This is a genomic window from Sagittula sp. MA-2, assembly GCF_030126985.1.
Taxonomy (GTDB): domain Bacteria; phylum Pseudomonadota; class Alphaproteobacteria; order Rhodobacterales; family Rhodobacteraceae; genus Sagittula.
Genome location: NZ_CP126145.1, coordinates 2283682 through 2308796, shown reverse-complemented (window position 1 = coordinate 2308796; position 25115 = coordinate 2283682). Strand labels below are relative to the sequence as shown.

At 68.1% G+C, this 25115-nt stretch carries 24 protein-coding genes, 2 tRNA genes and 1 pseudogene; 13 read left to right on the top strand and 14 right to left on the bottom strand.

Features of this window, described 5'->3' with window-relative positions:
* Positions 1–172 precede the first annotated feature (172 nt).
* On the bottom strand, positions 173–496 hold the full coding sequence (locus QNI11_RS11180; RefSeq protein WP_100930406.1) for an iron-sulfur cluster assembly accessory protein: 324 nt from the start codon (positions 494–496) through the stop codon (positions 173–175).
* A 194-nt stretch (positions 497–690) separates the two neighbouring features.
* Between QNI11_RS11180 and QNI11_RS11175 the strand changes: the two genes are divergently transcribed.
* The 9 genes from QNI11_RS11175 (at position 691) to QNI11_RS11135 (ending at position 10407) form a co-directional block, all read left to right on the top strand.
* Positions 691–1893, top strand: coding sequence for a deoxyguanosinetriphosphate triphosphohydrolase (locus QNI11_RS11175; RefSeq protein WP_283983453.1), 1203 nt, complete (start codon positions 691–693; stop codon positions 1891–1893).
* Positions 1894–1929: 36 nt separating this feature from the next.
* Complete coding sequence (locus tag QNI11_RS11170; protein WP_283983452.1) at positions 1930–2562, top strand: hypothetical protein; 633 nt, start codon at positions 1930–1932, stop codon at positions 2560–2562.
* A gap of 29 nt (positions 2563–2591) precedes the next feature.
* Positions 2592–4460 carry a sodium:proton antiporter gene (locus QNI11_RS11165; RefSeq protein WP_100930409.1) on the top strand — a complete coding sequence of 623 codons (1869 nt, stop codon included), beginning with the start codon at positions 2592–2594 and terminating at the stop codon, positions 4458–4460.
* 69 nt (positions 4461–4529) lie between these two features.
* Positions 4530–6272 carry an arginine--tRNA ligase gene (gene argS / locus QNI11_RS11160; RefSeq protein WP_283983451.1) on the top strand — a complete coding sequence of 581 codons (1743 nt, stop codon included), beginning with the start codon at positions 4530–4532 and terminating at the stop codon, positions 6270–6272.
* 138 nt (positions 6273–6410) lie between these two features.
* Entirely contained in the window at positions 6411–7535 is a 1125-nt protein-coding gene (locus tag QNI11_RS11155; protein WP_283983450.1) for an SPOR domain-containing protein, read from the top strand.
* A complete protein-coding gene (locus QNI11_RS11150; RefSeq protein ID WP_283983449.1) occupies positions 7532–8512 on the top strand; it encodes a glycoside hydrolase family 3 protein in 981 nt (326 codons plus the stop codon). The genes QNI11_RS11155 and QNI11_RS11150 overlap by 4 nt, the downstream gene beginning before the upstream one ends.
* A 10-nt stretch (positions 8513–8522) precedes the next feature.
* On the top strand, positions 8523–9317 hold the full coding sequence (locus QNI11_RS11145) for a ScpA family protein (RefSeq protein ID WP_100930413.1): 795 nt from the start codon (positions 8523–8525) through the stop codon (positions 9315–9317).
* Positions 9314–9997 (top strand): SMC-Scp complex subunit ScpB, encoded by a 684-nt coding sequence (gene scpB / locus QNI11_RS11140; protein WP_283983448.1) that lies wholly within the window; start codon positions 9314–9316, stop codon positions 9995–9997. Before QNI11_RS11145 ends, scpB begins: the two co-directional genes overlap by 4 nt.
* A 158-nt stretch (positions 9998–10155) precedes the next feature.
* On the top strand, positions 10156–10407 hold the full coding sequence (locus QNI11_RS11135; RefSeq protein WP_283983447.1) for a hypothetical protein: 252 nt from the start codon (positions 10156–10158) through the stop codon (positions 10405–10407).
* Positions 10408–10533: 126 nt separating this feature from the next.
* Here QNI11_RS11135 and QNI11_RS11130 read toward each other — a convergent pair whose 3' ends face one another.
* The 9 genes from QNI11_RS11130 to QNI11_RS11090 form a co-directional block, all read right to left on the bottom strand.
* Complete coding sequence (locus tag QNI11_RS11130; protein ID WP_100930416.1) at positions 10534–11193, bottom strand: DUF1236 domain-containing protein; 660 nt, start codon at positions 11191–11193, stop codon at positions 10534–10536.
* Positions 11194–11374: 181 nt separating this feature from the next.
* Positions 11375–12454 (bottom strand): 2'-deoxycytidine 5'-triphosphate deaminase, encoded by a 1080-nt coding sequence (locus QNI11_RS11125; RefSeq protein WP_283983446.1) that lies wholly within the window; start codon positions 12452–12454, stop codon positions 11375–11377.
* 187 nt (positions 12455–12641) lie between these two features.
* Positions 12642–12718, bottom strand: a tRNA-Pro gene (locus tag QNI11_RS11120).
* 81 nt (positions 12719–12799) lie between these two features.
* Positions 12800–14011 carry a MerR family transcriptional regulator gene (locus QNI11_RS11115; RefSeq protein ID WP_283983445.1) on the bottom strand — a complete coding sequence of 404 codons (1212 nt, stop codon included), beginning with the start codon at positions 14009–14011 and terminating at the stop codon, positions 12800–12802.
* 12 nt (positions 14012–14023) lie between these two features.
* On the bottom strand, positions 14024–14326 hold the full coding sequence (gene ihfA / locus QNI11_RS11110) for an integration host factor subunit alpha (protein WP_005857850.1): 303 nt from the start codon (positions 14324–14326) through the stop codon (positions 14024–14026).
* 334 nt (positions 14327–14660) lie between these two features.
* Complete coding sequence (locus QNI11_RS11105) at positions 14661–15662, bottom strand: beta-ketoacyl-ACP synthase III (RefSeq protein ID WP_100930419.1); 1002 nt, start codon at positions 15660–15662, stop codon at positions 14661–14663.
* Between the two features lies 1 nt (position 15663).
* Positions 15664–16794, bottom strand: a complete 1131-nt coding sequence (plsX, locus tag QNI11_RS11100) for a phosphate acyltransferase PlsX (RefSeq protein WP_100930420.1) — start codon at positions 16792–16794, stop codon at positions 15664–15666.
* Between the two features lie 25 nt (positions 16795–16819).
* A complete protein-coding gene (rpmF, locus tag QNI11_RS11095; protein WP_100930421.1) occupies positions 16820–17026 on the bottom strand; it encodes a 50S ribosomal protein L32 in 207 nt (68 codons plus the stop codon).
* A 189-nt stretch (positions 17027–17215) separates the two neighbouring features.
* A complete protein-coding gene (locus QNI11_RS11090) occupies positions 17216–17794 on the bottom strand; it encodes a DUF177 domain-containing protein (protein ID WP_283983444.1) in 579 nt (192 codons plus the stop codon).
* Positions 17795–17884: 90 nt separating this feature from the next.
* Between QNI11_RS11090 and QNI11_RS11085 the strand changes: the two genes are divergently transcribed.
* From QNI11_RS11085 to QNI11_RS11075, 3 genes are all read left to right on the top strand, one after another.
* On the top strand, positions 17885–18343 hold the full coding sequence (locus tag QNI11_RS11085; RefSeq protein ID WP_283983443.1) for an outer membrane protein assembly factor BamE: 459 nt from the start codon (positions 17885–17887) through the stop codon (positions 18341–18343).
* 97 nt (positions 18344–18440) lie between these two features.
* A complete protein-coding gene (locus QNI11_RS11080) occupies positions 18441–19172 on the top strand; it encodes a GNAT family N-acetyltransferase (protein ID WP_283983442.1) in 732 nt (243 codons plus the stop codon).
* Positions 19173–19424: 252 nt separating this feature from the next.
* Positions 19425–21257 (top strand): ABC-F family ATP-binding cassette domain-containing protein, encoded by a 1833-nt coding sequence (locus QNI11_RS11075; protein ID WP_283983441.1) that lies wholly within the window; start codon positions 19425–19427, stop codon positions 21255–21257.
* 78 nt (positions 21258–21335) lie between these two features.
* On the opposite strand, the gene QNI11_RS11070 is transcribed toward QNI11_RS11075, so the two are convergent.
* Positions 21336–22424: an AbrB family transcriptional regulator gene (locus tag QNI11_RS11070; protein ID WP_283983440.1), complete on the bottom strand. Its 1089-nt coding sequence runs from the start codon at positions 22422–22424 to the stop codon at positions 21336–21338.
* 84 nt (positions 22425–22508) lie between these two features.
* Between QNI11_RS11070 and QNI11_RS11065 the strand changes: the two genes are divergently transcribed.
* On the top strand, positions 22509–23621 hold the full coding sequence (locus QNI11_RS11065; RefSeq protein ID WP_283983439.1) for an acetoin utilization protein AcuC: 1113 nt from the start codon (positions 22509–22511) through the stop codon (positions 23619–23621).
* A gap of 60 nt (positions 23622–23681) precedes the next feature.
* On the opposite strand, the gene QNI11_RS11060 is transcribed toward QNI11_RS11065, so the two are convergent.
* From QNI11_RS11060 to QNI11_RS11050, 3 genes and pseudogenes are all read right to left on the bottom strand, one after another.
* A complete protein-coding gene (locus tag QNI11_RS11060) occupies positions 23682–24218 on the bottom strand; it encodes a fasciclin domain-containing protein (RefSeq protein WP_254698445.1) in 537 nt (178 codons plus the stop codon).
* A 54-nt stretch (positions 24219–24272) separates the two neighbouring features.
* Positions 24273–24836: pseudogene (locus QNI11_RS11055) on the bottom strand (fasciclin domain-containing protein); the annotation flags it as partial.
* 129 nt (positions 24837–24965) lie between these two features.
* Positions 24966–25039 (bottom strand) — tRNA-Gly (locus QNI11_RS11050).
* Positions 25040–25115 lie beyond the last annotated feature (76 nt).

Below are 25115 nucleotides of genomic sequence, written 5' to 3'. Positions count from 1 at the left end.
CCTCCCCGGACCCCTCCCGAGGTATTTTCACCAAGATGAAGGGATACGGAAAAAGGGGCCGCTTGGCCCCTTTGTCGTTTGTCGGTGTGCCCTTGCTGGCCGCGGTCAAGGCCGCGCGTTCGCTCCTTATATATAGAATGCGCGCGCAGCGGCCGTCCGGGCCGCATTCTCCTTATATGGAGAAGGACGTGCCGCAGCCGCAGGAGCTGGTGGCGTTCGGGTTGTCGATGGTGAAGCGCGCGCCGATCAGCTCGTCGGTGAAGTCGATCGTGGCGCCGGACAGGAACGGCAGGGAGACCGGGTCGACCACCACCTTTTCCGGCCCTTCGGCGATGACGAGATCGTCGGTCGCGGGGGCGTCGAGGCTGATGTCGTACTGGAAGCCGGAGCATCCGCCGCCCTCGACCGCCACGCGCAGGGCCTTGCCCTGGTCGGCGGCACCGATTTCGGACAGGCGGGCAAAGGCGCGTTCTGTGACTTTCGGCGGGAGCTGCATGGATCGGTCCTCGGTTGCGGTCCCTACAGACTTAAGTGCAGGCGGGCGCCGGGGCAAGATGGGGCAAGGGGATCGGGGCCGCGCGGCGCGCACAGCCGGTCTGCGCGGCCCTGGCCCTTGTTGCGACAAGTTGTTGTTATCGCAGGAACGAGGCGCTAAGAGACCAACGTCAGATTGTACGGGAGACAGGCCGGATGGGCGCAGTTTACGCAAGCGATCCGGAAACGGCACGCGGGCGGCTTTTCGCGGAGGATGAGAGCGCGCACCGTTCCTCTTTCCAGCGCGACCGCGACCGGATCATCCATTCGTCGGCGTTCCGGCGGCTGAAGCACAAGACGCAGGTCTTCATCGAGCACGAGAGCGACTTCTACCGGACGCGGCTGACGCATTCGATCGAGGTGGCGCAGGTGGCGCGTACCATTTCGAACACGCTGGGGTTGAACATCGACCTCGCGGAGGCGGTGGCGCTGGCGCATGACCTGGGCCACACGCCTTTCGGCCACACCGGGGAGGATGCGCTCGACGCGCTGATGATGCCCTATGGCGGGTTCGACCACAACGCCCAGACGATCCGCATCGTGACCTCGCTGGAACGGCATTATGCCGAGTTCGACGGGCTGAACCTGACCTGGGACACGCTGGAAGGCATCGCCAAGCACAACGGGCCGCTGACCTCGGGGCCGGACGATCCGGGCGACGATCTGCCCTATGCGCTGAAGGCCTACAACGATGTGCACGACCTGGAGTTGCACACCCATGCCAGCGCCGAGGCGCAGGTGGCGGCCCTGTCGGACGACATCGCCTACAACAACCACGACCTGCACGACGGGCTGCGCGCCGGGCTGTTCTCGGAGGAGGCCGTGGCCGAGCTGCCGATGGTGGGCGAGGCCTATGCCGAGGTCGACCGGCTGTATCCCGGCACCGACTGGTACCGCCGCCGACACGAGGCGCTGCGCCGGGTGTTCGGCGTGATGGTCACCGACCTGCTGGACGTGTCGCGGCAGATCCTCGCGGACAGCGGCGCACGGTCCGCGCAGGAGATCCGGGAGCTGGGCTACCCGGTGATCGCCTTTTCCGACCGGATGGCGCAGGACATCACGGAGTTCCGCAAGTTCCTGTTCACGCGGGTCTATCGCGCGCCGACGGTCATGGACCAGCGGCGGCGGGTGACGCAGGCGGTCGACGACCTGTTCCCGATCTTCATGGACGATCCGACCCTGCTGCCGCGGCGCTGGCACAAGGATGTGCAGGCGGCGCAGGACGAAACCACGCGGGCGCGTCTCGTGGCCGATTACATCGCGGGCATGACCGACCGTTTTGCCCTGCAACAGCATGCCAAGCTGACCGGCACCGACATTCTGGACGGGCATTGGGAAACCGGGCTTTCCCGGCAGTGACGTCTGTGGCACTTCTGTGACCGAGAGGGTTGCAGAGTGTCGGAACAGTCGGGGCGGTTCGAGGGCAGGGTTGCCGTGGTGGCGGGGGCGGAACATCCGCTTGCCGCATCGCTGTGTCGCCGCATCGCGTCCGAAGGGGGCCGCGTCGTGGCGCTTGGCCGCAAGCACGATCTCCTTCTCGACGTCGCACGGGATCACCCCGACCTGATCCAGACGCTGACGCTGGGCGGGATGCCGCACAACGTGGTCGACCTGCTCAAGGGGAGCTGGAACGGCGAGCCGCTGGATTGTTTCATCGACTGCATGCTGCTGACCGTGGCCGGGGATGCCGCCGCCTCGCGCGAGATGATCGCGCTGAGCTGGGGGCTGACGGATGCGCTGGAGGGTGGCCTTAAGACCGCCGAAGGCTGCGGAGTCCTGGTCGTTCCGGAGAATTTCACGTCTTCCGATAGTATATCCGGATCAATCAGTTACGATGGTTTGTTAAGCCGTTTCGTGAACGCCTCGGGGCGCGGGCGGCGCGGGGCCGTGCGGGTGCTGGACGCGCCCGAAACCTGGACCGGGGCGGACTGCCTTTCCGCCGGTGACCTGGTGTTGTCCCTCTTCGATGGGACGGAGGCCGAAAACATCGACACAAGAATAGTCGACTGGACACCTGTACCGTCCTAGGTCTGTCGAAACCACACGGAGAGGGACGAATGGCGGTTGCGGAAACGGCGGGGGCACTGGACCCCGTTCTGGCCTTTGGGCTGGTGGGGGCGCTTGGCGTGGGCAGCCAGTGGCTGGCCTGGCGGCTGAGGCTTCCGGCTATCGTGCTGATGCTGGCGGCGGGCCTGATCGTCGGCCCGGTGCTGGGCATTCTGGACCCTGCGGCGCAATTCGGGTCGATGCTGTCGCCGATGATCGCCATCGCCGTGGCCATCATCCTTTTCGAGGGCGGGCTGACGCTGGACCTCGGCCACCTGAGCGACGCGGCGACGGGCGTGCGGCGGCTGGTGATCATCGGCGCGCCGCTGGGGTGGCTGATGTCGGCCTGCGCGCTGCACTACGTGGCGGGGCTGTCGTGGGAAAGCTCTGCGGTCTTCGGCGGCATCATGATCGTGACGGGGCCGACGGTGATCGCGCCCCTCTTGCGGCAGGCCAAGCTGGCGAAGCGCCCGGCGGCGCTCTTGCAGTGGGAGGCCATCGTCAACGATCCGGTCGGCGCGCTGGCGGCGGTCCTGGCCTTCGAGGTGGTCGTGGTGCTGCAGACCGCCACGGGTGCGGGCCATGCCATCTGGGAACTGGCCATGGGCATCGGCGTGGCAAGCGCGCTGGGGCTTGCAGGGGGCGCGGGCCTGGCGGCCGCCTTCCGTCGCGCCTACGTGCCGGAGTACATGAAGGTCCCCGTCCTGTTCGTTGTTTTGCTTGCGGTTTTCGGGCTTGCGGATTCGGTGCTGCATGAAAGCGGGCTGCTTGCCGTGACGCTGATGGGGCTGTGGATCGCCAACGCGGGCCTGCCGTCCTTTACCGAGCTCTACCGCTTCAAGGAGCACGCGACGGTGCTGCTGGTGTCGGGTGTGTTCATCCTGCTTGCGGCGGGGATGAGCTTTGACCGGCTGATGGTGCTGGACTGGCGGGCGCTGGTCTTTGTCGCGGTGGTCATCCTGATCGCGCGCCCGCTGCCGGTGCTGATCGCGCTGGCCTTCACCAACGTGCCCGCCAAGGAACGCCTGCTGGTCGCCCTGACCGGGCCGCGCGGCGTCGTGCTGGTGGCCGTCGCGGGTCTGTTCGGCGAGCGGCTGGTGGAGCTGGGCATTCCCGACGGCGACCGCGTGGCGCCGCTGGCCTTTGCGCTGGTGGCGGCGACGGTGGTGCTGCACGGCTTCACCCTGTCGCCGGTGGCGCGGTTCCTCGGGCTCAGCGCCGGAGAGAAGCCGGGCGTGCTGATCCTTGGCGGATCGCGCTGGTCGGTGGAACTGGCGCAGGCGCTGCGCAAGCTGGGGCAGGTGGAGAAGAAGGGCGAGAAGGGAGAGGTCAAGAAGTCCGCCGGCCTGCCGGTCATGATCGCCGACCCGAACCACGCCCGTCTGCGTGGTGCGCGCGAGGCCGGGATCGACGTGTTCTTCGGCGACATCCTGTCGGAGGCCGCGGAGGAGCGGGTGGAGCTGATCGCCTACGAAAAGCTGATCTGCGCCGCCGAGAACGACGCCTACAACACGCTGGTTGCCACCGACCTCGCGCCGGAGTTCGGGCGCGACAACGTCTTTCAGCTCAAGCGCGTGAAGGAGACGAGTTCGCGCCACCAGCTGCCCGCCACGCTGGGCGGACGGCCGCTGGCGCTGCAGCAGACCTACTTCGAGGCGAACGCGGCGATTGCCGAGGGTTACGAGTTCCGCGTCAGCACCCTGTCGGAGGAGTGGAAGCTGGAGAACTGGCGCGAAACGCTGGAGGGCGCCGTGGCCGTGGCCGAGCTGACCCCCGGCGGGCGGCTGCGCTTCCTTGCCCCCGACGAGGACCCGCAGGACCGGCCCGGCACGCGCATCCTGTCGTTCACCAAGAAGCGGGAGGAGCGGCGCGAGGCCTGAGGGCGCAGTGACACGTTTGACGCGCGCGGCCAAAGTGATAGAGGAGGCGCCAATCCTTGGAGCCTGAACATGAACCTCTTTGCCGATATCCGCGCGCTTGTCCTCGATTCCATCGCGACCCTCGTGACCGAGGGTGTGCTGCCTGACGGTCTCAATACCGATGCCGTGACGACGGAGCCTCCGCGAGATCCGGCGCATGGCGACATGGCGACCAACGCGGCGATGGTGCTGGCCAAGCCGGCAAAGCAGAAGCCGCGCGACATCGCGGAGGCGCTGGCGGCGAAGCTGGCGGACGATCCGCGCGTGTCGAGCGCCGAGGTGGCGGGCCCGGGCTTCCTGAACCTGCGGCTCGAGCCGTCGGTCTGGCAGACGCTGCCCAAGGCGATCCTCGGCAACGGCACCGCCTATGGCCGGTCGGACATGGGCAAGGGCGAGAAGGTCAACGTCGAGTATGTCTCGGCCAACCCCACGGGGCCGATGCACGTGGGCCACGCGCGGGGCGCCATCGTGGGCGATGCCATGGCCTCGCTTCTGGCGTACGCGGGTTATGACGTGACCCGCGAATACTACATCAACGACGGCGGCGCGCAGGTCGATGTGCTGGCACGGTCCGTGTACCTGCGTTACCAGGAGGCGCACGACCTGTCGGTCGACTGGCCGGAGGGCAGCTATCCCGGCGACTACCTGATCCCGGTGGGCGAAGCGCTGAAGGACAAGGTCGGCGACATCTGGCTGGACGCGCCCGAGAAGGTCTGGCTGCCGGAGGTGCGCGAGTTCGCGACCGAGGCGATGATGGACCTGATCCGCGACGATCTGGCCGCGCTTGGCGTGCACATGGATGTCTTCTTCTCCGAGAAGTCTCTTTACGGCACCGGCCGGATCGAGGCGGCGATCGACGCGCTTAAGGAAATGGGGCTGATCTACTGGGGCGTCCTGCCGAAGCCCAAGGGCAAGACGGACGAGGACTGGGAAGAGCGCGAGCAGTGGCTTTTCAAGTCGACCGAGTTCGGCGACGACGAGGACCGCCCGGTGATGAAGGCCGATGGTTCGTGGGCGTATTTCGCGCCGGACATCGCCTATCACTACGACAAGGTGCAGCGCGGCTTCGACCTGCTGATCAACATCTTCGGCGCCGATCACGGCGGTTACGTCAAGCGGCTGAAGGCGGTGGTCAAGGCGCTGAGCCAGGACCGCGTGTCGCTGGACATCAAGCTGATCCAGCTGGTGAAGCTGTTCAAGAACGGCGCGCCGTTCAAGATGTCGAAGCGGGCAGGGACCTTCATCACGCTGCGCGACCTCGTGGACGAGGTGGGCTCGGACGTGGCGCGGTTCCACATGCTGACGCGGAAATCCGATGCGGCGCTGGACTTCGACTTCGACAAGGTGGTCGAGCAGTCGAAGGAGAACCCGGTGTTCTACGTGCAGTACGCCCATGCGCGGATCTGTTCGGTGCTGCGCAAGGCCGGGGCAGAGGGCATCGACGTGTCCGACGCGACGCTTGCCGCGCAGGACCTGTCCGGCATGACCCATCCGGCGGAACTGCACCTTGCCGCGAAGCTTGCCGAATGGCCGCGGCTGGTCGAGATCGCCGCCCGCACGCACGAGCCGCACCGGGTGGCGACCTACCTGGGCGAACTGGCGTCGGACCTGCACGGGCTGTGGAACCGGGGCAACGACGAACCGGCGCTGCGTTTCCTGCAGGATGACCCTGTTGCAACACAGTCGAAAATCGCGCTGGCACGCGCCACGGCGGTTGTGATTTCCGCAGGCCTTGGTATCTTGGGCGTGACCCCGGTGGAAGAAATGCGCTGACACAAGGCGCGCGCCTCCGGGTCCGACAGGCGCTTTTCCAATTCTCTTGGGCTGGTCCGCAGGGCCGGTGGCGTCGTTAATAAGGACGAGCAGCATCACCTTGCCGGCAATGTACTGGCGGGGGAACACGAGGCAGACATGGCGGACTATTCCTATGACGCGGGGCGCATTGCGCCTGTTTCCGGGCATTTCCAGCGCGGTGGCCACCGTTACGACGGCGGATACGGTGACGATTACGGCGTGCAGGATCATGGCGCTGCGGCGCAGGTCCGGGCCGTTTCGATGACCAACCTTCTCGGCGCCGTGGCGTCCCTGGCGCTGGTGGTGGGTGTCGGCATCTGGGGCTACGGCGTGATGGCGCGCGACGTCAGCGGCGTGCCGGTCGTGCGCGCGGCCTCCGGCCCGATGCGCGTGGCGCCGGAAGATCCGGGCGGCACGCTGGCCGATCACCAGGGGCTGGCGGTGAACGCGGTGGCGGGGCAGGGCTCGGCCGAGGGACCGGCGCAGCAGCTTTTGCTGGCGCCGCGCCCGGCGGGTCTGGCGGCCGAAGACGTGGCCACGGGCGCGCTGTCGCTGGCGCTGCAGCAGGACGCGGAGGCGATTGCAGAGGCCGAGGCTTTCGCGGCCATGGACGCCGTGACGCCCGCCGTGATGTCGACGCAATCCGGTGAGGATGCAGAAAACGACCCGATCCTTGCACTGGCGGCCCAGATCGCGGCCGAGAGCGAGCCGCTTTCGCCGCTTGCGCCCGGCGCGGACAACCCGGTGGTGACGGCGGTGCAGGACGTTTCGTCGTCCGGCGCGCTCGATATTTTCCCCGAAGGCGAATACGCCGACGAGGAAGCCGCCGAAGCGCAGATGCCGAAGCCCGGGCCGGGCCTTGGCCGGTCGCTCCGGCCCAAGCTGCGGCCGTCGGGCTTGCAGGTGGCTTCGGTCGGTCCGGTGGATGCGGATGTGATCGCCGCCGCCGTGGCCAGCGTCACGAAGGAGATCGACCCGGCGTCGCTGCCCGCGGGCACGCGTCTGGTGCAGATCGGCGCCTTCGACAGCGCAGAGACGGCGCGGTCGGAATGGACGCGTCTGGAGGCGCGCTTCGGCGACTTCATGGACGGCAAGGGCCGCGTGATCCAGCAGGCGACCTCGGGCGGGCGGACGTTCTACCGCCTGCGGGCCGAAGGCTTTGTCGACCTGTCCGATGCGCGGCGCTTCTGCGCGGCCTTCGTCGCCGAGAAGGTGGACTGCATCCCGGTGGTCACGCGATGAGCCGCTTCGGCGCGGCCATCCTTGGCTGCGCGGGGCTTGAGCTGACGGCGGACGAGAAGGCGCTCTTCCGGGAAGTGCGCCCTTTCGGATTCATCCTGTTCGCCCGCAACATCGAGAGCGCGGATCAGGTCCGGGCACTGTGCGACGCGCTGCGCGCGGCGGCCGGTTTCGACGCGCCGGTGTTCATCGACCAGGAGGGCGGGCGCGTGCAGCGTCTGCGGGCGCCGCTGGCGAAGGAGTTCCGGCCGCCGCTGGAAGACGTGGCGCTGGGGCCGCGGGCCTTCTGGCTGCGCGCCCGGCTGATCGCGCATGAGCTGCGGTCCATGGGCATCGACGGCAACTGCATTCCGACGCTGGACGTGGCCCGCGACGAGACGCATCCGATCCTGCGCAACCGCTGCTACGGCACCGATGTGGAGACCGTGGTGCGCCATGGCCGCGCGGTGGCCGACGGGCTGTTCGCGGGCGGCGTGCTGCCGGTGATGAAGCACATCCCCGGCCATGGCCTGGGCACGCTGGACAGCCATAAGGACCTGCCGCGTGTCGGAGCGCCGCGAGATGTGCTGGACCATACCGATTTTGCCGCCTTTCGTGCACTGAACGACCTGCCCCTGGGCATGACGGCACATCTGGTGTTCGAGGAGATCGACCCGCAACCGGCGACGATCTCGGAGGTGATGGTGAAGATCATCCGGGAAGAGATCGGTTTTGACGGCCTGCTGATGACCGACGACATCTCGATGGAGGCGCTGAGCGGCACGGTGCGCGAACGCGGTGCGGCGGCGCTGGCGGCGGGCTGCGACCTTGTTTTGCACTGCAACGGCGACTTCGACGAGATGGTGTCGATCTGGCAGCGCTGCGGAGAGATGACCCCGGCGGCACAGACCCGCGCAGAGGCGGCGCTGGCCGCCCGCCGCGCGCCCGACGATGTTGACATCGCGGCGCTGGAGGCTGAATTTGACGCCTTGACCGCGTGAAGGGTGTCCGATGGACGAAACCACCGCAGAGCCGGAACTGCCGCTTTCCGTCGCCGATCGCATGGCGGCGGAGGCTCTGGTCGTGGACGTGGAGGGCTTCGAGGGGCCGCTGGACCTGCTGTTGAACATGGCGCGCACGCAGAAGGTGGACCTGCGGCAGATCAGCGTGCTGGAACTGGCGCGGCAGTACCTCGTCTTCGTCGAGAAGGCCAAGGCGCTGCGGATCGAACTGGCGGCGGATTACCTCGTGATGGCGGCTTGGCTGGCGTTCCTGAAATCGCGGCTGCTGCTGCCCCCCGATCCGGCGGAGGAAGGCCCCTCGGGCGAGGATCTGGCGGCGCATCTGGCGTTCCAGCTTGAGCGGTTGCAGGCGATGCGCGAGGTGGCGGCAAAGCTGATGGCGCGCGACCGGCTGGGCCGCGACTTCTTTGCCCGCGGCGTCCCCGAAGAGATGGAGCGCGTGCGCAAGGTGGTCTACACCGCCTCGCTGCTGGACCTGATGCAGGGTTATGCGCGCATCCGCACCCGAGATGAATTCCGGCCCTTCGTGATGGACCGGGACAAGGTGTTCACCATGGAGCAGGCGCTGGACCGGATCCGCGGCATGATCGGCTTTGCTGGGCAGTGGACCGATATCCAGGGCTACCTGCCGGAGGGCTGGAGCGAGGACCCGGTGATGTGGCGCTCGGCCACGGCGGCGACGTTTGCCGCCTCGCTGGAACTGGTGAAGGAAGGCAAGGCGGAGATCCGGCAGAGCGGCACGTTCGAGCCGATCCAGCTGCGCCGCCGGGAGGGCCGGGAATGAACGATCTGCCGGAGACCGGCGACGAGACCGAAACAGACGAGCCGATCCGCGACTCGCTGTTCGAGGCGCCGCCGATGGGCGAGCAGGAGCGCATGGTGGAGGCGATCCTCTTTGCCAGCGCGGAAGCGGTGACGGTCAGGGACCTGGGCGACCGGATGCCCCACGGCTGCGATCCGGCGGAGGCGCTGGTGCACCTGCGCAAGCGCTACGAGGGGCGCGGCGTGCGCGTGGTGCGCGTGGGCGACGCCTGGGCGATCCGCACGGCGCCGGACCTTGGCTACCTGATGCAGCGCGAGACGGTGGAGATCCGCAAGCTGTCGCGTGCGGCGGTGGAGACACTGGCGATCATCGCCTACCACCAGCCGGTGACGCGGGCGGAAATCGAGGAAATCCGGGGCGTTGCCGTGTCGCGCGGCACGGTCGACCAGCTGATCGAGATGGACTGGATCCGCTTCGGCCGCCGCCGGATGACGCCGGGCCGCCCGGTGACCTTCGTGGTGACGCAGGGCTTCCTCGACCACTTCGGGCTGGAGTCGGCGCGCGATCTGCCGGGGCTGGCAGAGCTGCGGTCGGCCGGTCTGCTGGAAAGCCGTCCCTCGCCGATCGGGCCGATGGGCGACGAAAGCGACCCGGACGAGATGGAGGCGGGCGAAGGCCAGTCCGAACTGTTCGAGGACTGAGGACAATTCCGCGTGTTCGCCCAAGATTGGACGCAATTTCGCGGTATGGTCAGGCAAGTTGCACGCGGGGCCATGGGCGCGATCCGAACCGGTTGCCCGTGGCTACAACATTATCCAGCAGGTGCGGGCGAGGGCGCCGCATCGGACAGGAGACAGGCATGAACATCGACCAGATCGTCCGCATGATCGTCAACCAGGTGGTGCGGCAGTTCGTGAGCAAGGGCGTGAACGCCGGCATGGGCCGCGCCTTCGGGCAGGGGCGTGGCCGGAGCGGAGCCGACCGTGTGCGCGGCGACGGCATGGCGCACAGCTTCGATGACGAGGCGCGGCACGAGGACCGGCAGGCGCAGCGGGAGGCCCGTCAGGCGCGCCGTGCGGCCCGGCAGGCCCGGCGCGGCGACAATGGCTGAAGGCGTCTGCGCCCGGGGGTATTGAGAGATCAGTGAGGGGCGCACCCTGAGGGGGTGTTCCCTGAAACGAAAAAGGCCCTGCCGGGTGGCAGGGCCTTCCTTGTGTCTGTCTTGTGTCTGGCCGTATCAGCGCACGACGTAGACGATGCGGCGGTTCTCCGGGTTCACGATGACCGGCGCGTCGTTGACGTAGGCGTAGGTGTAATCGGCTTCCGGCACGTCGTAGAGCGTCACGCCTTCCGGGATACCGGCGCCGACGACGACTTCACCGTTCAGGTAGACCGGCTCGACCGGGTTCTGCGACACGTAGGTGACGGTGGTCTCTTCCGGGGTGGCGGCGGCGCCACCTGCGGCACCCAGCACGACGCCAGCGGCGACGGCAGCGGGGCCACCGACCAGAAGCGCTGCGGTTGCGGCACCGAAGCCTGCGCCCGCGGTCGCGTTCACGGCCGTTTCAGCACCGTCCCTTTCCTCTTCGATGATCTGCACGTCCATCGCTTCGGTGTTCTGGTAGATCACCGTCGGTTCCGGCATGGTGGTGTTGATCAGGTAGGGGCTGTAGGCCCAGCCTTCGGCACCGTCGAAGGTCACCTTGCACCAGTCGGAGGCGGTGCAGCCGTCGACGGTGACCATCGCGTCCTGCGGCATCACGCTGACGACGCCGTACTGCGGGCCGGGGCCCTGGCGCAGGTTCAGCTCGGTCGTGGTGGACGCTTCGAGCGCGAACAGCGGCGCTGCGGTCACGGCGGTGAGGGCAATGGCGGAGACTGCGATTTTCTTGAACATGGGATGCTCCCTTATCTTCGGTTCTGGGCACCGGACGGTGTGTCCGACCCTTGGAGCGACAACAGGGAGGGGCGCCAACCGGTTCCGGTGAAAGGGAAAAATCCGGCGGTTGACGTTGCGCCATCCGGCAAGGCGCCGCCAAGCCCCCTGCCGGATGCGCGGAAAGGCGCAGGTTCCCGCGTCAGGCGGTCATGAAATGTTTCGAAAGTTTCAGGCCCTGGCCCTGGTAGTTCGAGGCGATGCCTTGGCCGTAAAGCTGGGCGGGCACCTCGGACATGCGTTCGTAGACGAGCCGGCCCACGGTCTGCCCGTGTTCGAGCACGAAGGGCGCTTCGTGACAGCGCACCTCGAGCACGCCGCGTGCGCCCGCGCCGCCCGCCGGGGCATGCCCGAAGCCCGGGTCAAAGAAACCGGCGTAATGCACCCGGAACTCGCCCACCATGGCGAGGAAGGGGGCCATCTCGGCGGCGAAGCCCGGCGGGATGTGCACGGCCTCGCGGCTGACGAGGATGTAAAAGGCGCCGGGATCGAGGATCAGCCGCTTGCGGTCGGAGCGCAGCCGGTCCCAGTAGTCGGCGGGATCGTAGTGGTTGAGCTTTGCCAGGTCGATCACCCCGGTGTGCGGGCGGGCGCGGTAGCCCACGATGCCCTGCGGCCCGGGTTCGAGATCGACGGAGAAGCCGAGGCCCGCGTCGATCACCGCGGGACCGCCCGCGACGAGGCCGACCTCTTCGTGCAGCGCCCTGAGCTGCGCGTCGGTGAGCACCGCCTGCCCGCGGCGGAAGCGGATCTGGTTCAGCGTCATGCCGGGGCGCACGAGGACGGAGAAGCTGCGCGGGCAGATCTCGGCCCAGAGCGGGCCGTCGTAGCCGGGGGCCACGCGGTCGAACTCCGTCCCGCCGTCGGTGATGACGCGGGTCAGCAGGTCGAGCCGGCCTGTGGAGCTTTTGGCGTTGGCGATGGCGGTGATGTCGTCGGGCAGGCTGAGCCGTTCCATCAGCGGCACGAGGTAGACGCAGCCCTTTTCCAGCACGGCGCCGGGGGCGAGGTCGATCTCGTGCATCTCGAACTCGGAAATGCGGGAGGCCACCGTCTTGCCCTTGCCGGCGAGGAAGGAAGCGCGGACGCGGTAGGCGCGGGCCCCGAGCCGCAGGTCGAGGCTGGCGGGCTGCAACTGCCCAGGGGCGAAAGGTTCGTCCGCCGCAAGCGCGCCGGTGGAGATCAGGGTCTGGATCTGCTGGCTGGCCAGTACGCCGGTCATGGATGCCTCCGTCTTGTCGGGGATCGTCTTAACAAGCCGCGGCGCGGAGTGGGAGGCGAAAAGCGACGCGGGGGCACGTGCGCCACGGTGCGGCGACCTTGGATGTTCCGGGAGCGGCAGACACGGTGCGCCAAGCCACCGGACGCGCGATGCGCGACGGCGTGAGGATGCTTGGCGGGGTGTGATTTGGTCGGGCTAGCAGGACTCGAACCTGCGACCTTCCGTCCCCCAGACGGACGCGCTACCAGGCTGCGCCATAGCCCGACTTGTCCGGCCTAATTACCGTTTTCTGCGGCAAGGGCAACCCCCCGCCGCAGCAATTTTCGGGGTTTTCAAAGAGGCCGTTCAGGCGTCGTCGGGGGCGGCGCCGTTCAGACGGTCGAGCCGCTGTTGCAGCGCCGGCATCTGGGCGGCGATGGCCTGCGCCTGTTCGGGCGAGAGCGACCTGAGCGCCGCAGCGCGGGCCAGCAGGCCGGGCCCGGCGGTCGGGGGGCCTGCGTCCTCGGGCTGGCCGAAGTCGGGCAGGTTGAGTGCGTTCGCGGCACGCGCGGGCGCCTCCGGCACGGCGATGTCCGGCACCGGGGCGGCGTCTGTATCGGTATCGGTATCGGTATCGGGCGCGGCGAAGTCGGCATCTGCCTCGGCCTCCGTCACGTCGCTGTCCGTTACGTCCTCCATGACATCCGCCGCTTCGGGGGCGGTGTCGAAGGGATCTTCGTCCGGTGTCGTCAGGTCGGGCTCAGTCCCCGTTGCCATGTCGTCGGGCGAGGGGATGCCCGCGTCCTGCGGCAGGTCGAAGGCGAATGCGGTCTGCAGCGTGTCCTCTGCCGGGCGGGCCATGTCGTCGTCCTCCGTCACCGATTCTCCCGCATTCGTTGCGGTCATTTCGGTGTGCTCTCCCGCAGCGTCACTTGGCAAGGGCGCGGCGGAGGGCAGGGGCGCGGGCTGTGGCGCGAGGGAAACGGAGCTGTCCTCTGCCGCGGGCGCAGGTTCGGGCGCGGGCGGGGCGAGCGTGTCGTCTGACGTTTCGAACGGGGCGAGCGGCGGCAGGGAGGGCAGATCGTCGTCGGATTCGCCAACCTCCGGTTCGTCCTCCGGGGGCATCGCCGCCATCTGGTCGGGTTCCACCGGCGCGGGTTCGGGCGTGTCCTGAACGGCGGCCTGCGGCGCTTCCTGCTGAGGGTCCGCGGTCCGACCGGGGAAGGCCACGATGCCGTCGTCGGTCTGTTCGACCTCGGCGTAGGGCGCGTCCTCGATCAGTTCGGCGTCGGTGTCGTCGTCGCCCACTTGGGGCGACAGGCCCGAGACATAGCGCACGCCCTGTTCGCGCAGCACCTTCTGGACGCCCTTGATGGTCAGCCCGTCCTCGTGCAGCAATTTCTTGATTCCGCCCAGCAATTCCATGTCGGCAGGGCGATAGTACCGACGCCCGCCTGCGCGTTTCACCGGTTTGACCTGGGTGAACTTGCTCTCCCAGAACCGCAGAACATGCGCAGGGGTCTCGAGCCACTCGGATACTTCCGAGATGGTGCGGAAGGCGTCAGGCGACTTGGACATCTTTTACGCGCCTCAGCGCTTGTTGCCCGCGGCCACGCGGTCTTTCATCAGGTGCGAGGGCCGGAAAGTCAGCACGCGGCGCGGCTGGATCGGCACTTCTTCACCTGTCTTGGGGTTGCGCCCCACACGCGCGGCCTTCTCGCGCACGGAAAACGTGCCGAAGGACGAAATCTTGACCTGCTCACCTTCGACGAGCGCGTCGGACATGTGTTGAAGCACCGCTTCGACCAGTTCCGCGCTTTCATTCCGCGACAAACCAACCTCGCGAAACACGGCTTCGCTCAGGTCCATACGCGTCAGGGTTTTTTCCCCCATACTCCATCCCTCCGCTGTCCTGTCGCAGCTTATGCCCGTGCCAAATCACAAGTCAATATCAATGGCTTGGAGAGGGGATTTTAGGTGTCATGCCAAGAGGGGGCGTTAACTTTTCGGGCAGGCTGGAAAAAGCGCCCGTCGGCGTGTGGCCTTGTGCTGGCGGGCCATGATCGCCGTAAGGAGCGGCTGCTTGGCGATCCCGGAGCCTCGGCGGTTGACCGCCCATCGGACGGTTGCAACGGCGGGAGCGCCCTTCGCAGGCGGGACGATAGCAAGCCGGTGATGCGGCGGCAACGACGCCGCTGCGATCAGCGGGTGAATTCGGTCCGGTGGATTACCAGCGCAGCACGACCGCGCCCCAGGCGAGGCCGCCGCCGATGGCCTCTGTCACCACGACATCGCCCTCGGCGATCTGGCCGCGGGCCCGGCCCACGGACAGGGCCAGCGGGATCGACGCGGCAGAGGTGTTGCCGTGGTCCTGCACGGTGACGACCACGCGCTCCATCGGCAGGCCCAGCTTCTTGGCGGTGCCGGAGATGATGCGGATGTTGGCCTGATGGGGCACGACCCAGTCGACTTCGGACGAAGCCATGCCGATCTTGTCCATCGCGGTGTTCGCGGTGGAGGCCAGCTTTTCCACCGCGTGCCGGAAGACTTCCTTGCCCGCCATGCGCAGGTGGCCGGTGGAGTTCGTGGCCACGCCGCCGTCGACGTAGAGGATGTCGCGGAACCGCCCGTCGGAGTTCAGGTCGCAGGACAGGATGCCCCGGTCGGCGTTGGTGCCTTCGCCTTCGCGCGCTTCGAGAATCAGCGCCCCCGCGCCGTCGCCGAAAAGCACGCAGGTGGAGCGGTCGGTCCAGTCCATGATCCGGCTGAACGTCTCGGCCCCGATGACCAGCACGCGTTCGGCCTGGCCGGAGGTGATGAGCGCGTTGGCGTTGGCCAGAGCGTAGATGAATCCGGCGCAGACCGCCTGCACGTCGAAGGCAAAGCCCTTCGTCATGCCCAGTTCCGCCTGCACCATGGTCGCGGCGGAGGGGAAGGTCAGGTCGGCGGTGGAGGTCGCGAGCACGATGGCGTCTATGTCGTCGGCGGTGATGCCCGCGTCGGTCAGGGCGACACGGGCGGCGCGCGTGGCGAGGTCCGAGGTCGTCTGGCCGGGGGCCGCGATGTGGCGGCGTTCGATGCCGGAGCGCGCCCGGATCCATTCGTCGGAGGTTTCGAGAACGATCGGTTCGGGGGTCAGCCCGGTCAGCCCGGTCTCGAATTCGGAGTTCTCCACGATTCGATCGGGAAGGTAGTGTCCGACCCCGATAACGGTCGCGCGTCGTGTCATTTCAGTTGATGTCCTTCTGCCCGGGCGCATCCTGCGACGCAGCGTCGCCAGACGCAACACCCGGCGGGTCGGTTTCATCGAGCACTGTGGCCACGCGGGCGGCGAGCCGCTCTCCGAAACCGGTTTCGGCCAGCTGGAACGCCAGCTTGACGGCGGCGGAGATGCCGGTGGCATCCGCCGAGCCGTGCGATTTGACCACCGTGCCGTTCAGCCCGAGAAAGACGCCGCCGTTCACCCGCCGCGGGTCGATGCGCTTCTTGAGGCGGCTGAGCGAGGTCAGCGCCAGAAGCGATGCGATGCGGGAGAGGGGGGAATAGGCGAAGGCCTCCTTCAGGAGGTCGCCGATCAGCGAGGCGGTGCCTTCGCCGGTCTTCAGCGCCACGTTGCCGGTGAAGCCGTCGGTGACGATCACGTCGCAGCGGCGGCCCGGGATGTCGCCGCCCTCGACGAAACCCACGAAGTCGTAGCTGCCGCTGTCGGCGCTGGCGCGGATCAGGTCGTGGGCTTCCTTCAGTTCGGCGCGGCCCTTGTGCTCTTCGGTGCCGACGTTCAGCAGGCCGATGCGGGGGCGTTCGAGGTGAAGACCGTTGCGGGCGTAGGAGGCGCCCATGAGCGCGTATTGCAGCAGGTCCTGCGCGTCGGCGCGGATGTCCGCGCCCACGTCGAGCATCACGTTGAAGCCCTGCGGATTGCGCGAGGGCCAGAGGATCGCGATGGCGGGACGGTTCACGCCCGGCAACTTGCGCAGGCGGATCATCGACAGCGCCATCAGCGCGCCGGTGTTCCCGCAGGACACCGCCACGGTCGCATCGCCGTCGCGCACCGATTCGAGCGCGGACCACATGGACGTGCCCTTGCCATGGCGCATGACCTGGCTGGGCTTGTCGTCCATGCTGACCACGCCCTCGGCGTTCTTCAGCGTGACGCGTTCGGGCAGGCCCTTCTTCTTGGCGACGAGCTTTTCAAGCTCCGCCTCGGGGCCGTGCAGGATGAAGTGGATCTGTGGATTCTTGATCGCAGACGCGGCAATGCCGGCGACTACTGCCGCCGGTCCCCGGTCTCCGCCCATGGCGTCCACTGAAATCACGACGCGGTCCGCGCCCGTGGCCTTCCTGTCGTTCCGAGAGGTCATGCCGCGGAGCCCCGCCGTGCAGCAATCAAGCTGCGTCTTCGTCCAGGTCGATCTCGTCTGCCTGCGCGATCACTTCCCGTTCCGCGTAGTGGCCGCAGGACGGGCAGACGTGGTGCGGGCGCTTCAGCTCGCCGCAGTTGTCGCACTCGTTCGGGTTCGCGGCGGTCAGCGCATCGTGCGCGCGGCGGTTGTTGCGGCGCGACTTCGAAACCTTGTTCTGTTGGACAGCCATGTCTCAACCTTTCTCGAAGGGCAGGGATCTGCCTGCCGTGTGTCTCTTTGTGGTGGCGTCGCAGGGGGGTGGTTTCACCCCCGGTACGGCCCCGGTTCCTGGTCCTGATATGGCCCTGGTCAACTGGGTGCCTGCCATGCTCATGAGCGCGCGAAAATACGCAGGATCGCCCGAATGGCAAGCAGATTCTCAGCCTTCCCCGCCCGCATCGTCCATTTTTTTCTTCAGGTCGGCCAGACCGGCGAAAGGCCGAACATCGTCGTCGGTGATCGGCGTCACGCCGGGTTCGGCGAACTGGGCCTCGCCCAGCTCAACCCCTTCCTTGCGCGGATAGGGCGGGAGGGCAAGGGCAAGTTCCTCCTGCATGACGGAAGCGAGGTCGATCACCTCGCCCAGCGGTTCGAGGCTGTCGTCCTCCGGCACCTCGGTTTCGGAGCCGGCCTCGGGTTCCTCCAGCCAGCGGGCGGGCACGAAGCGGCGCAGCACGGTGGTGTCGATGCGGGTGGTCACCGGGTCGAGCGTGACGATGCAGGACTGCACGACAGTGGCGCCCAGCTTGGCCTCGAGCTGCCAGCCCTCCTTGCCGCGGGGCGTGAGGATGCCTTCGAAGCGCAGCTTGCGCACCGCCTGGATCCCCAGCGAGGTGGCGAGATCGGCGCGTGCCTCGGCGTCGGGTTCCAGAAGGAAGGGCGATTCACCGGACTGGCGCAGTTCCGTCACCCGAAGGCGCGTCCGGTCGGTGGGGCGGCGTGGGGCGGGTTGCGTCATGACGACAGGCTTTCCTGACCTTGCTTGGGGGGGTAAACTTGTCTAATCGGGATAAGAGTCTGCGGACGTCAATACAAGAGGGGCCGGAACATGTACGGCATCGGGACATCGCTGAAGTGGGCCGTTCTGGCGATTGCGCTGGTTGGCGCGGCCGGCTGCGAGACACGGTATCGCAACCACGGCTACGTGCCTTCGGAAGAGGTGCTCCAGCAGATCGTGCCCGGCGTGGACACCCGCGCGACGGTCGAGGACGTGGTCGGCGTGCCCAATGCCTCGGGCGTGCTGAACGACTCCGGGTTCTATTATATCCAGTCGGAAGTGAAGCATTTCGCCTGGCAGCGCCCCACGGTGACGGAGCGCGATATCGTCGCGATCACCTTCGACCAGGCGGGCGTGGTCGACAACATCGTGACCTACGGGCTGGAGGACGGCCGCGTGGTGCCGCTGACCAAGCGCGTGACACAGACGTCCGATGGCGACATCAGCTTCATCCGCAAGCTCTTTGGCAACATCGGCGGGATCAACCTGGGTGACGTGCTGGGCGGGTGATCCGGACCGCCGGGAGACCGGCGGCACGCACCCCTGTCATGACGCCGCCTTGCCCCGTGACCGCGGGGCGGCGAAGGGTCATGCCGAAGAACGCCCCATGATCCTTTTGTCCCGCGGACGCTATGCCGCCCGGCTGGCCGCCGGGCCCGCCGACGTGGCCGCGGCGCAGGCGTTGCGCGGGCGGGCCTTCCTTGGCGGCGCGCGGCCCGACACCGACGCCTTCGACGCCATCTGCGATCACGTGCTGGTCGAGGACCTGAGGAGCGGGCGGCTGGTCTGCTGCTTCCGTTTCCTGCGCCTGGACAGCGGGGCGGAGATCGGGCGCAGCTATGCCGCACAGTATTACGACTTGTCCCGGCTGGAGGCCTTCGACGGGCCGATGGTCGAGATGGGCCGCTTCTGCGTCGATCCGGAGGTGCACGACCCCGATGTGCTGCGCCTGGCCTGGGGAGCGATGACCGCCTACGTGGACGGGCAGGGGGTGGAGTTGCTGTTCGGCTGCGCCTCCTTCGCGGGGACGGATGCGCGTGTCTATTCCGATGCCTTCGCCATGCTGAAGGCGCGGCACCTGGCGCCCGCGCGCTGGCGGCCGCGGGTGAAGGCGGGGGACGTCTACCCGTTTGCCCAGCGGCTGCGGCGCAAGCCCGATACGCGCAAGGGGCTGCTGCGGATGCCGCCCCTGCTGCGCACCTACCTGCTGATGGGCGGCTGGGTGTCGGATCACGCGGTCGTGGACCGGCAGATGAACACGCTGCACGTCTTTACCGGGGTGGAGATCGCGCTTATCCCCGCCGCGCGCAAACGCCTGCTGCGGGCCGTGGCCGGGTAGCGGGGTGTGCTGCGTCGGGCGGAGTATGGTGTCGCGCCATGGCCTGAAGGTCGGGCGGCGCAGAGCCCCGCCCTACATGCGGTGTCCGCCAGCGGACGGGGCGCGTCATGGCCGGCGGGTCGGCGACGTACCCTGGGGACTGTCGGCAGCGCGTTGCGAGGACGGCGTTTCGGGGCGGGTCCCGTTGCCGCGACCGGGCCGGGACGTGCGAGGGCGCTTGACGGCGCGGGCGGGCGGGCATAGCTCGCGCCCATGGTTGCACCGCTTCTCCAGCTTTCAGACGTGTCGCTCACCTTCGGTGGTGAGCCGGTCTTCGACGCCCTGTCCCTCAACGTCCAGCCGGGCGACCGCGTCGCCCTCGTGGGGCGGAACGGGTCGGGCAAATCCACGCTCCTGAAGGTCATGGCCGGGCTGGTCGAACCCGACCGGGGCGAACGGGTGGTGCCGGTCGGCACCTCCGTGGGCTACATGGAGCAGGACCCGGACCTCTCGGGCTTCGAGACGCTGGGCGAGTTCGCGGCCTCCACCCTGCAGGCGTCGGAGATGTACCGCGTCGAGCGCGCCTCCGAAGGGCTGAAGTTCGATCCGGACCGGCCGGTGGCGACCGCCTCGGGCGGGGAGCGGCGGCGCGCGGCGCTGGCCAAGCTGATGGCCGAAGAGCCGGAGCTGATGCTGCTGGACGAACCGACCAACCACCTCGACATCGAGGCGATCCAGTGGCTGGAGGACGAGCTGAAGGCGACCCGCCGGGCGTTTGTGCTGATCTCGCACGACCGGCGGTTCCTGACCGAGCTGACGCGCGCGACGCTGTGGATTGACCGCGGCGCGGTGCGGCGGCAGGAGCAGGGCTTTGCCGCCTTCGAGACATGGCGCGACAAGATCTGGGAAGAAGAGGACACCGCCCGCCACAAGCTGGACCGCAAGATCAAGTCGGAGGCGCGGTGGGCGGTCGAGGGCATCAGCGCCCGGCGGACGCGGAACATGGGCCGGGTGCGCCGCCTGCAGGACATGCGCGCCGAACGCTCGGGCCAGATCCGGCGGCAGGGGACGGCGGCGATGGACCTCGCCTCCGGCCCCAAGTCCGGCAAGAAGGTGATCGAGGCGGCGGGTGTCAGCCATGCCTTCGGCGACAAGGCGATCGTGAAGGGGTTCGACCTCAAGGTGCAGCGCGGCGACCGCGTGGCCTTTGTCGGGCCGAACGGCGTGGGCAAGACCACCCTGATCCGCATCCTGATGGGAGAGATTGCGCCGGACGAGGGCACGGTGACGCTGGGCACGAACCTTGTTCCGGCGGTCTTCGACCAGACACGCTCGCAGCTCGACCCGGAGAAGTCGCTGTGGGATTCGCTGACCACCGACAAGGACATGCGGGTCTCGGGCTCGTCTGACCAGGTGATGGTGCGCGGCGTGCCGAAGCACGTGGTGGGCTACCTCAAGGAGTTCCTGTTCGACGAACGGCAGGCGCGGGCCAAGGTCGCGTCGCTGTCGGGGGGCGAGAAGGCGCGGCTGCTGCTGGCGAAGCTGATGGCGCGGGAATCGAACCTTCTGGTGCTGGACGAACCGACCAACGATCTCGACGTGGAGACGCTGGACCTGCTGCAGGAGATCCTCGACGACTACGACGGCACGGTGATCCTGATCTCGCACGACCGGGATTTCCTCGACCGGGTGGCGACGACGACGGTGGCGATGGAGGGCGGCGGCCGGGCCGTGGTCTATGCGGGCGGCTGGTCGGACTACCAGACGCAGAAGCGCGAGGCCGAAGGCGGCGGACGCGAGAAGGCGAAGAAGAAGGGCGGCGGCGGAGAGACGTCGCAGTCCGCGCAATCCGCGCAGCCGTCGAAACCGGCAGAGAAGCCGGCGCTGAGCTTCACCGAGAAGCACAGGCTGGAGGAACTGCCCGGGGTGATCGACCGGCTGGGTGCGGAGATCGCCAAGCTGGAGGAATTCCTCGCCGCGCCGGACCTGTTCACCAAGGAGCCGCTGAAGTTCAAGAAGGCGACGGAGGCGCTGGTGGAGCGCCAGCAGACCCTGGCCGCGTCCGAAGAGGAATGGCTGGAACTGATGGAGAAGGCGGAGGGCTGACGCGGCCTTTTGCCCTTGCGGGGCCTGTCTGTCCGGGACGGCGGGAGCACCCGACCGGATGTTATCACGAGTCGCGCCCTAGAAGCGCGGCGGGCGAAGCCCCATAACCTTCGCGGCCAGTGGCATTTCGACCACGGTGATCAGGATGCGCACGACGTGGTGCAGGCTGACCAGCGCCGGGTTCGCGGCGAGCGAGAGCGCGACCACCGACATCTCGGCCACGCCGCCCGGCGCGAAAGAGATGAAGAGGTGCAGGAAGGCGATGCCGGTCAGCCGCTCCAGCACGATGGCGAAGGTCATGCCCAGCAGCAGCATGTAGGACACGGACAGCGCGGCCAGCCAGAGCGAGCGGCGCAGGAGGCCCGCGTCCACGCCCTTGAACCGCATCCCGAGGCTGACGCCGATCACCAGCTGTGCCGTGGCGATCAGCCAGAACGGCAGGTGCAGGTCCAGAACGCCGGTGACGGTGGCTGCGGCGGCCAGCAGGAGCGGCCCGGTCAGCTGTGCCGCGGGCAGGCGGATGCGCCGTCCCACCCACAGGCCCAGCACCGCCGTGATCGCGATCATCACCAGCGCCATGGGCGTCACCGGCGGCTTGTCCCCGCCGATGGTCAGCCCGGCGGCGCTGCCCACCGGGTGCCCGATCCACAGCGACAGCCCCACTGGCAGAAGCGTGATGACGAGGATGATCCGCAGGAATTGCTGCACCGTCAGGATGCGCGTGTCGGCGCCCGCGGCCTCGCCCATGAAGATGCTCTCCATCAGACCGCCCGGGGTGCCGGAGAAGAAGGCCGTCGACTTGTCGTAGCCGCCGATGCGGTGGAAGATGGCCATGTTGCCCGCGTGGGCCGCCACGACGAAGAGGACCAGCGCCGACAGGGTGATCGGCAGCTCTCCGGCCAGCGACAGCAGGTCCGGCGTCACCTGCGTGCCGATCATCACGCCGATCAGCGCGACGAAGAAGGTGCGGAAGTCCATCGGGAAGTCGTAGTCGGAGAGCGACACGGGCTGTACCAGCCGCACCGTCACGCCCGCGGCCAGAAGCGCGCCGAACATCCACGGCATCGGCCAGCGCACCCAGTAGGCCAGAAGTCCGCCGATGGCTCCGATGGCCAGCATCATCGCGGTTTGCAGGACGACTCGGAGCGTTATCTTGGGAAGGTGCATGGTCTTCCGGATACACCCGGGGGCCGGGAGGGGCAATTGGCTGCCCGACTTTTCCTTTGCGCCTCAGAGGGGTAGAGCAGACGCATGACAGGGGCACGTTTCATCACCTCGCGGATCTACCGCGGCTCGGTCTATGGCGCGCGGCATCCGCTTTCGATCCAGCGGGTGCCTGCGGTGACCGATCTGGCGGCGGCGCTGGGGTGGCTGGGGGCCGGGCGGATGCTGACCTCGCCCCGTGCGAAACCCGCCGCGCTGACCGGGTTCCACACGCCCCGCTACGTCGCGGCGCTGATGGCGGCGGAGGCGGCGCAGCAGGTGTCGGGCGAGGTGCGCGACCGCCACGGACTGGGCACGCTGTCGAACCCGGTCTTTGCCGAGATGTACCGCCGTCCCGCGACGGCGGTGGGCGGCGGGCTGCTGGCGGCGGAGCTGGTGGCCGGGGGTGGTGTCGTCCACAACCCGGGCGGCGGGCAGCATCACGCCATGCCGGACCGGGCAGAGGGGTTCTGTTTTCTCAACGAGCCGGTGCTGACCATCCGCAGGCTGCTGGCCATGGGGCTGGAGCGCGTGGCCTATGTCGACATCGACGCGCATCACGGCGACGGGGTGGAGGCGGCCTTTGCCGGGTCGGAGCGGGTGCGCACGATCTCTGTCCACGAGGCGCGGCGCTGGCCCTTCACCGGCGCGCTGGGGGACCGGGCGGGCGGCGCGGCCTTCAACCTGCCGGTGGGGCGCGGGTTCAACGATACGGAGTTCGCGCTGGTGCTGGAGGAGGTGATCCTGCCCGCCGTGGCCGGTTTCCGGCCCGACGCGATCTTCCTGCAATGCGGGGCGGATGCGCTGGCGGAGGACCCGCTGGCGCGGCTGGCGCTGTCGAACCGCGCGCATGTGGCGACGGCGCTGGCCTTGCGGGCGCTTTCGCCGCGCCTGATCGTCTCGGGCGGGGGCGGATACAACCCGTGGAGCACGGCGCGGTGCTGGACGGCGGTCTGGGGGGCACTTGCGGGGGAAGAGGCGCCGGAACGGTTGCCGGATGCGGCAGAGAGTGTACTGCGCGGCCTTGTCTGGCACCGGAAGGGCGTCCCGGAGGAGGCGCTGCTGACCACGCTGGTCGACGCGCCGCGCGAGGGGGCAGTGCGGGACGATGTGCGCTCGGACATGGCCGTGCTGAAGGCGCGACTGAAGGCCGTGGTCTGACGTGAGACGGCCCGCGCCGGGGTGGACGCGGGCCGTGCCGTTCTGCCGTGGAGGAGGGGGTTACCGCGGCAGAAGAACGCCTTCGATGACGTGGATCACGCCGTTCGACTGGTTCACGTCGGACTGCGTGATCTCGTAGGCGTCGCCGTTCTCGTCGAAGATGAAGATGTTGCCGGAGGACGTCACCTTGGCCGAGAGCGCGTCGCCGGACACCGCGTTGAAGTGGTAGAACCCGTCACGCTGGGAACGTGCCGCCTCGCGGATCGACTGGGCCGACCAGTTGCCCGCCACCACATGCGCGGTCAGGATCTTGGTGAGCTGGTCCTTGTTCGCAGGTTCCAGGAGCGTCTCGACGGTGCCGTCGGGCAGCTTCTCGAAGGCGGCGTTGGTCGGCGCAAAGACAGTGAAGGGGCCTTCGCCGCTGAGCGTGTCCACGAGGTCGGCGGCCTTCACCGCGGCGACGAGCGTGGTGTGATCGGCGGAGTTCACCGCGTTCTCGACGATGGTCTTCGACGGGTACATCGGGGCGCCGCCGACCATCGGCACATCGCCCTCGGCGGCCATGGAGGCGTCCGTGGCCATGCCGTCGCCTGCCATCGCGGTTTGGGCCGGGGCCGTTTCCGTCATGCCCTGATCGGTGCTTTCCTCGGCGGCGGGCAGCATCACGGTGTCGATGACGTGGATCACGCCGTTCGACTGCTGCACGTCGGCGATGGTCACGGTGGCGACGTTGCCCTGTTCGTCGGTCAGGGTGATCATGTCGCCGTCCATCTTCGCCTGCAGCGTGCAGCCGCCCAGCGTGGCGACCGGGTGGGTGCCGCCGTCATCGGCGATCATCCCGGCGATGGCGTCGGACATGGCGTTCGCGCCGACCACGTGGCAGGTCAGCACCTTGGTGAGCTGGTCCTTGTTCTCGGGCATCAGCAGCGTGTCGACGGTGCCGTCGGGCAGCTTGTCGAAGGCGGCATTGGTGGGGGCGAAGACGGTGAAGGGGCCTTCGCCGCTCAGCGTCTCCACAAGGCCCGCCGCCTGCACCGCCGCAACGAGCGTGGTGTGATCGGCAGAGTTGACCGCGTTCTCGACGATGGTCTTGTCGGCGAACATGGCGGCGCCGCCGACCATCGGGTTTTCCATGGCGTGGCTGGCGGCGAGGGCCGGGCCGGCCAGCACGAGGGCAAGCGCGGTGGCGGCGGCGGAAGTGTAAAGGCGTTTCATGAAGGTCCTCCTCCTTGGGACAGCGGCATCCAGTGCGCCGCGATGTCAAAGCCACGGAGGAAGGGGGACGAGGGTTTCGCGCGGTCACGCTTCTGTGACTTCCGTTACGTCCGGTGCTTGGGAGGAGGCTGGAGCGGGTAGCGGGAATCGAACCCGCGCGTTCAGCTTGGGAAGCTGACAGGCTACCATTACATCATACCCGCCGCGACGGATTGGCTATCGCAACTCCCCGAAGGGATCAAGCCAAATCGGTGCCGGCTGACGCTGTCGCAGCGGCCT